The following is a 7602-nucleotide window of genomic DNA, read 5'->3' as shown; positions in this document are numbered from 1 at the left end:
GATTCTAAGCACCCCATCCCGTCTTCGCAAGCCCCTTTGTGAAAATATTTTGAAAAAGCCCCCGGGCGCTGCCGCGCACGGGGGCTGGGGTGCGTGGCGCTCTAAATACAGCCGTGCGAGGCGCCCGCCAAGGATCCTGCGCGCGTCCTTCTTTCCTCCTATATAAGAGGTCGACAGCATCCCGTATTCACCTCGCGCCAGTCACCACGCCGCGGAACAAACAAACCGGTACGCGCCGTCGAGTATCATCCCGCGATCGAACAACGCACTCATACCGACGATGGACAGCACCACTCAATCCGGCGACGCCGATCTTCGCGACGAATATGCCGCGCTGCGCGAGCGCGCCGTCATGCTGGAAGAACAGGTCCCGCCGCTTCTGCAACGCATCTCGGATGTCCTGCCGCGCATCAGCGGCGAGTCCGAACTGGCGGACGAGCATCGCGAACGGCTCGTCGGCGCACGCAACGCCGCGATGGTCTCGATCGAAAACTATCAGCAGGCGATCCCGTTCCTGCAGACGGCCGACTCGATCATCGAGCAGCTCGACAAGACGCCCGAGCGCGACGAGGACATCGAGTGGCGCGAATCGCTGCTGCAGCGGCTCGACGAACTGATCGACGTCGCGGTCGTGATGATCGACGATGCGCAAGCCTATTTCGAGCAAGCGGACGCGTGCGATCTCTCCAGCGTGCCGAAGTCCATTCTCGAAGACTGAGCATCACGGCCGGGAGGCGCACGGCGTATCGACTGAACATGTTGCGCATGCCCCTGGCTTCGTACGTGCCGAACTGCTGTCACTGCTCGACACCTAGACGTCGGCAATCGGATACGTCCCCCGCAAAAGCTCACCTTGCAGTCACGGGTTCACGGGTACCGGCCAGCCGCAGCCTGTGAGTGACTAGAGCGTATCGAGCACGATCGTCTCGCGGACGATCGGCACACGGATGTACCCGCCCGCCGCATCGCCATATGCGTGCGCGTTTCCGTCGATCACGTATTGCGCGGTCAATGCGCATAGCGTTGCATCCCGCGCGTCGACCGAGCGCAGTGTCGACACGTCGATCCCGACGTGCGCGAGCAACTGCCGGCGCTGGTTGCGTTTCTGCTTCGCCGACGCAATCGCCTTGCCGAGCATCGCGCAGGTAATCGCATACGGATAGGTCTCGAAGCTTACGTTCCCGCCGGCATACCGTGCGTCGGTGAGCAGCGGATAGGCCTGTGCCAGCGCGCGGTAGACGCGCTCGCCCATGAACATCCAGTCGAAGAAGCCCGACGTACTGGTCACAGCCTGTTCGCGCGACGGCGTCGGAAAGCAAGAGATCCGCTCACGCGCGAGCGCCTGCTCGGCCGCGCGGCGCCCGCTTCCCGTCCACCACAAGCTCGGCGCATCGACGCCGACGGCCACCACGTCATGCTCGATACACAGCGAAGGCAGCGCTTCGGGCGCGATTCGCGCCGCGCGGCAGACGATCGTCGAGCCGCGCAGGATCACGAGATCGCATTGCTTCTTGTCTCCGCCCACGTCGACGCCCGCCACCGCAGGCGGCGACCACGCGGCGGATCGGGATCGGGCCGCCGGCATGGCTGCGCGTCAGGCCGCCGGCCGCGCGTCGTACGCGGCATCGAAGATTCCTTCCAGGCCGGGATGCACGCCGCGCATCCGGTCGACGACCGACTTCGCCCAGTCGAAGTACGCCTGCTTGCGCTCGAGCGGCCAGTCCGCAGGCGGATGCCGCGCGATGTCGCGCAGGTTGCAGATCTTGTCGGCCAGCTTCACGAGCTTCGCGCGTCGGCTGATGTTCGCCGCATGCTCGACCTGAAGGCGCTTGCGCTCGTCCTTCGGCAACGACTTGTCGTCGGTGACTTCCATCACGATGTCCGCGACGTCCTTGCCGAACAGCCGCAGCAGTTCCTGCTCGGTTGTCTCCGTATCCTCGATCGTGTCGTGCAACACAGCCGCGACGATCACGCGCTCGTCCTCGATGCCGGCTTCGTTGGCCAGCACATCGGCCAGCGCGATCGGATGGTTGATGTACGGCGATGCTTCGTCGTCCTTGCGCCGCTGATTGCGATGCTTGTCCGCCGCGAATGCGATGGCAGCTACCAGCTTGTTCATATTGATCCCTCGTGTGGCCGGACTGCGGCCGGCAGAACCGGTCGCGTCCGTTTCGGAACCGCACATACTACCTGTACGCGATGATCATTCCCACGTATCGGGAACATCGAGCCGCCCGGCGTCACGCGCCGGCTACCTCGCGCTGCAGCCCGACCACGTTGACCTGCGCGCCGAACACGTCCCGCACGAGCGGCAGCAGGTGATCGTGGTGCGTCAGGAACAGCACCTGGGTCCGCGTCGACAGATCGCGCAGCGCCTCGAGCCCCGCCTTCGCACGCGCATCGTCGAAATTGATGAACAGATCGTCGGCAACGAACGGCAGCGCGGTCCGGCTGGCGAGTTGCAGTTCGAGCGCCGCGATCCGCAACGCGAGGAACAGCTGGTCGCGCGTTCCTTCGCTCAGGCCGGCCACCTCGACCGACGTGCCCTTGGTGCGCCGCGCGTACAGCGCGGGCGGCGTCCGTTCGGTGTCCACCGTCAGCCGCGCGAATTCGCCGAGCGTGAGCCCCGCGAAAATCTCGCCCGCCCGGCGCAGCATCGGCCCCTGCTTCTGGTCGCGATAGCGATCGGTCGCCCACTTCAGCAGACGGCTCGCGGTCGCCGCTTCCAGATACTGTTCGGCCGCGTCGCCCATCGCGGCCAGCGCTTCCTGCCGCTTCGCCTCGGCCACGGCCGCGCTCGCCTGCCCGTCGATCGCGCCGAATGCCTGCTGGGCGACGACCTGTTGCTGCGCGAGCGCGTTCAGGCGCTTGCCGACGTCGCCGAGCGACTGTTTCACTGCTTCGAGATGCGCGGGCACGTCGGCGATGTCCTGTTCCGCGACCTCGGCCTCGACGGCGGCCTGGGACAACCCGTCGCCATCGCGCACCAGCGCCTCCTTCGCGGCATCGACAGCCTGCCGAAGCTGGCGCTGCCGATCCGATCGCTCGGCCAGCGGCAGCGCCACGTCGATCGACGCGACGCCGGCCAGTTGCAGCAACGGCTGAATGCGTGCATCCGCACCCGCCACCGCGGCTGCCGCATCGGCGACCTTGCCGTCAGCCTGCCGCACCGCCTCGTCGGCACGACCGATCGCGCGGGCGGTTTCCCGTGCGGCCGCCACGCGCATCGTCAACCGGCGCGCAACGTCCAGCCAGTCGCCGCTCGCAAGCCATGCGGGCTCCAGCGCTTCAGCCAGCCGCCGTGCGCCGGCCTCGAGCGCGGCCAGCTCCGCGCGGATCGCGGCCATCCGGTTGCGCGGCGCATCGGCGCCGGCCAGTTCGCCTCTCACCGCATTCGCGAGCCCGAGCGCCCCTTCGGCTGCAGCCAGCGTCACCGCATTCGCTGACAGCTTCGCGTCGGCGAGCGCATCGCGCCATTGTGCTTGCCACGCATCGTAGGCCGCCTGTGCCTGGCCGGCGCGTGAACGGGCCGTCGCGCATCCGCGTTCGGCTTCGCGCGCGCGATCCTCCAGGCTGTCCTTCTGCGCGAGCGTCTTCTCGGCCGATTGCACGAACGTCTCGGCGATCGCGATGAGCGCCGCCAGCCCGTCGGCGTCGCTGCCGCGCGATACCAGGCGCAGCGCCGTACGCAACGCAGCTTCCGCACCGGCCCGCGCTTCGCGGATCGTCTCGAATTCGCGGCGCTGGCGGTCAAGCTCGAGCTGCGCGGCAAACACCATGTCGCGCTTCGCGAGCCAGTCGCCCATCGCCGCCAGCGGCATGCCGGGCACGCCGGCCGTCGTCGCGAGGTCGGACCATGCATCGCGGTGCGCGGCCAGCTCGCGCTCACGCTCGTCGACTGCCGCCTGTCGGCGCGTCAATACGGCGCGGGCGGACTCGACCTGCTGACGCAGCGATTGCAACGTCGCCGCCGCTTGCGTGGCGCCGAGCTGCGCATCGACGAGTTCGTCGGCGAGGCGTATCGCATCGTCGACGGCCGGCGCACCCGTTGCGAGATCGACCGCGCCGCTGCGGATGTCGCCCCACGCACCGTCGCGGCGTGCACGCGCCGCCAGCACCTCGGCGGTCGTGACGACCTTGTGGGTCTCGGCGAAATGCTTCTCCTGCAATTCGAGCCGCTCGAGTTCCTCCTGCGCGCCGTCGCGCGCATCGCGTGCGGCGGCCGCCGCGCTCGCGCGCTCGCTTGCTTCGTTGAGCAGCGCGGCGAGCCGCGCCGCCGACGGTACATCGAGCACGCGCAGCGCGTCGACCGGCTTGCGCCAGTGGCCGAGCGCATCGAGCGCATCGGCGAGCGCGCGCTCCGCGGCGGCGATGTCGCGTTCGAGCGCCTGTTCGCGCTGGCTGCTGCTGCGAAAACCCTGCGCGTCGGCAAGCGCCGCTCGAAGCACTTCCGGCACATCGACCGTCGACAGGCGCGCCAGTTGTTCCTGCGCCTGAGCGAGTTCCTGCGTGCGCTCGTCGAGCGATTCGCGCGTGCCGGCCAGCGCCTGATGCAGCGCGCCATGATCGCGCAACAGGTTCGCGACCGTCTTCAGCGACAGTGCAGTCGGCAGCGATGCGCGCAGCGACGCCTCGTCGGTCGGCCAGCCGAGCTGAGCCGCGGCTGAAGCGGCGGCGGACAGATGCCGCTCGACGTCCGCGCCGAGCAACAGCAGATCCTGTGCGTGATTCATGCATGCGCCGCGCAACCGGTCGAGTGCTTCGATGTCGCCTTCGAGCGCCAGCGCGTCGGCATCCGGATCGATCGCATCGCGCGCCTGCCGTTTCGCGAGCAGGTCCGCGCGGCGCTCCTCGAGCACCTTCTGTTCGGCCGCGAGATCGCCTTGCGCTTTCAACAGGTCCGCGTACGCGGTCGGCGGCAACTCGACGACGGCGCCCAGTTCGGCAAGCGCCGCTTCCTTGATCGTCAATTCCTTCAGATACGGCGCCAGCCGCCGCACGCGCTCGAGCTTCGAGCGCAGCGCTTCAAGACGGCGCTGCTCCGTGCGCGCCTGCTCGATCTCCTGTTCGACCGCATCGCGCGCTTCCTTGCGATCGACCCAGTCGCGCGTGCGCACCTGGACGGCCTTCAGTTCGCCGACCGCCTCGTTGAACGACGCCTCCGCCTGCGCGAATGCGCTGCCGCTGCGCCGCGGCGCCCACAGCTCGCCCGCGCGCGCGTCGAGTTCCTCGCGCACGGGCCCGAGCGTGCCGACGCCCGCCGCCGATTCGAACAGCACCTGGCCGAGTTTGTCGGACGCGTCGAGTATGCTCCGGCCGCCGTCGACGAGCCGACCGTGGTCGAGCCCGAACATCTGCTCGAAGAATTCGCGCGTCGCGCCGTCGAGGATGGCGTTGAGATAGTCGTCCGGCAGCTTGTCGTCGGCGGGTGTGCGCAGCGGGCTGCGCCCGCGGGCGCGATGGAATGCGAGCGCGCCGGCGCCGCTCTCCAGCACGCCGCCGATCCGCAACTCGGGCGTCGCGTGCAGGAAGTCGAGCGGCGTCTGCAGCTTCATCCCGAACAGCAGTTCCGACACGGCTGTCCGGATCGTCGACTTGCCGGCCTCGTTCGGCCCCACGATCACGTGGAAATCCTGGCCGGCCGACGGAAAGCGCAGCGTCTCGTCGGTGAACTTGCCGTACTTGATCAGATCGAGCTGGCTGATGCGCATCGCTTATTCCCCCCTTGCCAGCCGCGCGAGCAACGCGGGGCCGACCTGCTCGACCAGCGCCGTGAGTTCGCCGGCGCGCGCCATCGTCAACAGCGGCACCTCCTCCTTCACGTCGCTGCGCACCTTGCCGATGAACGGCTTCAGGTCGCGCTCGAGCAGCGCGAGGAAATCCGGATCGTGCGCGGCGTCGGCCAGGATCTGCTTGAGATCCTCCAGCGCCTCGAGTTGCTCGCTCTCGCCTTGCGGTTGTTCGGGCGCGGACGTCGCGAGCCGGACCTTCTCCAGCCACAGCCGTTCGTTGCCGATGATGCCGATCTGGTTCAGCACCTCCGCGCGCAGTTGCGGCGCGCGCCCGAAAAAGAGGCCGTGTGCGGGCGTACGCCCCGTGACCGTCACGCGCACCGCGCGCGGCACGTGGCCATCGACGTTCAGCAGCGCCTCCAGCGACTGGCCGATCTTTCTCGACAGGTCGGCGACCGTGAAGCAGTCGGACGCGTCGACCGGCACGGCTTCCCAGCGCAGCACGTCGAGGTACAGACGTTCGATGTGCGTGCGCCCCTGCTCGATCGTCACGAGCACCGCGCCGCGGCGGCCCGTCTCGCGGATATGGCGGCCCTGCAGGTTGCCGGGAAACACGACGGTCGACGGCCCCGACCATTGCTGGAACTCGTGCACGTGGCCGAGCGCCCAGTAGTCGTAGCCTTTCGCGTGCAGCTCCGTCAGCGTGCACGGCGCATAGTTTGGATGCGCCGCATAGCCTTCGAGCGCGGTGTGCAGCACGCCGATGTTGTAGTAACCCGGCACGGGGTCCGGATAGCCGATCGCGAGATTGTCGACGACGGCCTTGTCCTTGAAGCTCTGCCCGTGCAGCGCCACGTCGAATTCCGGCAGCCGGTGGGTTTCCGGCTTGCGGTGGCCGAACACTGTGACGTTGTCGGGCAAGGTGAGCTTCTTCGTCATCTCGCTTTCGGCATCGTGGTTGCCGCCGAGCACGAATGCGCGAATGCCGGCCTTGCGCAGGCGGCCCATTTGCTGGCCGAAGAAAATGCCGGTGTTGTGGTCCTTCCAGTCACCGTCGTACAGGTCGCCGGCGATCACGAGGAACGCAACCTCCTCTTCGATCGCACGATCCACGAGTTGCCGCAGCGCCTCGCGCGACGCGTTGCGCAACTGCGCGGCCGGCGCGTCGGGATACGCGCTCAGGCCGTGCAACGGACTGTCAAGGTGAATGTCTGCCGCGTGGATGAACTTCACGAAGATTCCTCTGTTTCATGACGAAGGGGCGATGTCGACCGGCATCGTGCGCGATCGAACGCCGGGCACGGTCGCCCGTCGCCAGCGGGTCGGGATGGTACCTGAAAGCGGGCGCTGGGCAGGCGCACGGCCCGACACCCCGACGACGGCGAGTTCGTCCCGCCGCGTCGCTCGCCGCGCGGCACGGGCGGCGGTGCAAAGCCGTTGTCGTTGCCCGTGAACGGATTCGCGTTGCGACGCAGCGCTGCCTCGTCGCTTTCCTTCCGCGCGAACAATGCGACGCCGATCACACCGACGTTCGCCGTCTCGCCGTACTTCGAATTCGTGATGCCTCGGAATATACCGGACCACGCCGGGCGGGCCGGCGCGGCACGTTGGAGTCGTCTGTCGGCACGATGCCGATCGGACATGCTTGCCTGGGCCGGTGCCGCCACGCGGGACGCCCGGCGACCGGGAGCCCCGCTATTTAAGCATGGCGCGCAGGCAATGGGCAGAGAGTACCCGGACCGCCTGTTCGGTCCGCGGCACACGCTTCTTGTCACGATGCGCGGCGCATCAATAAAAAAGGTTCTTCACGGATTACCGGGATAGGCGGCCTTGATCTTGAGGAAGAAGTAAGCGCTGTCGCGGTAGCCGT

5 protein-coding genes are annotated in these 7602 nt (G+C 67.9%); 1 reads left to right on the top strand and 4 read right to left on the bottom strand.

Annotated elements, in window-relative coordinates:
• The first annotated feature begins 280 nt into the window (after window positions 1-280).
• Entirely contained in the window at window positions 281-718 is a 438-nt protein-coding gene (locus tag SB786_RS35235) for a hypothetical protein (protein ID WP_006761769.1), read from the top strand.
• Window positions 719-901: 183 nt separating this feature from the next.
• Here the strand turns inward: SB786_RS35235 and SB786_RS35230 are convergent, their stop codons facing one another.
• From SB786_RS35230 to SB786_RS35215, 4 genes are all read right to left on the bottom strand, one after another.
• Window positions 902-1585, bottom strand: coding sequence for a DUF429 domain-containing protein (locus SB786_RS35230; protein WP_410731439.1), 684 nt, complete (start codon window positions 1583-1585; stop codon window positions 902-904).
• 9 nt (window positions 1586-1594) lie between these two features.
• Entirely contained in the window at window positions 1595-2119 is a 525-nt protein-coding gene (locus SB786_RS35225) for an HD domain-containing protein (protein ID WP_410731438.1), read from the bottom strand.
• Window positions 2120-2240: 121 nt separating this feature from the next.
• Window positions 2241-5711, bottom strand: coding sequence for an AAA family ATPase (locus SB786_RS35220; RefSeq protein WP_410731437.1), 3471 nt, complete (start codon window positions 5709-5711; stop codon window positions 2241-2243).
• Window positions 5712-5714: 3 nt separating this feature from the next.
• Window positions 5715-6965, bottom strand: coding sequence for a metallophosphoesterase family protein (locus SB786_RS35215; protein WP_410731436.1), 1251 nt, complete (start codon window positions 6963-6965; stop codon window positions 5715-5717).
• Between the last annotated feature and the right edge of the window lie 637 nt (window positions 6966-7602).

Origin of the sequence: Burkholderia sp. SIMBA_062 (genome assembly GCF_046534765.1) — a bacterium.
GTDB classification, from domain to species: domain Bacteria; phylum Pseudomonadota; class Gammaproteobacteria; order Burkholderiales; family Burkholderiaceae; genus Burkholderia; species Burkholderia ambifaria.
Note: the sequence above shows the minus strand (reverse complement) of the source record. Positions and strands in the feature narration are given on the sequence as shown.

What these genes read in the sequence shown, in the direction of transcription:
- SB786_RS35235 (WP_006761769.1), top strand. Translation starts at nt 281, where the DNA reads ATGGACAGCACCACTCAATCCGGCGACGCCGATCTTCGCGACGAATAT.
- SB786_RS35230 (WP_410731439.1), bottom strand. Translation starts at nt 1,585, where the DNA reads ATGCCGGCGGCCCGATCCCGATCCGCCGCGTGGTCGCCGCCTGCGGTG.
- SB786_RS35225 (WP_410731438.1), bottom strand. Translation starts at nt 2,119, where the DNA reads ATGAACAAGCTGGTAGCTGCCATCGCATTCGCGGCGGACAAGCATCGC.
- SB786_RS35220 (WP_410731437.1), bottom strand. Translation starts at nt 5,711, where the DNA reads ATGCGCATCAGCCAGCTCGATCTGATCAAGTACGGCAAGTTCACCGAC.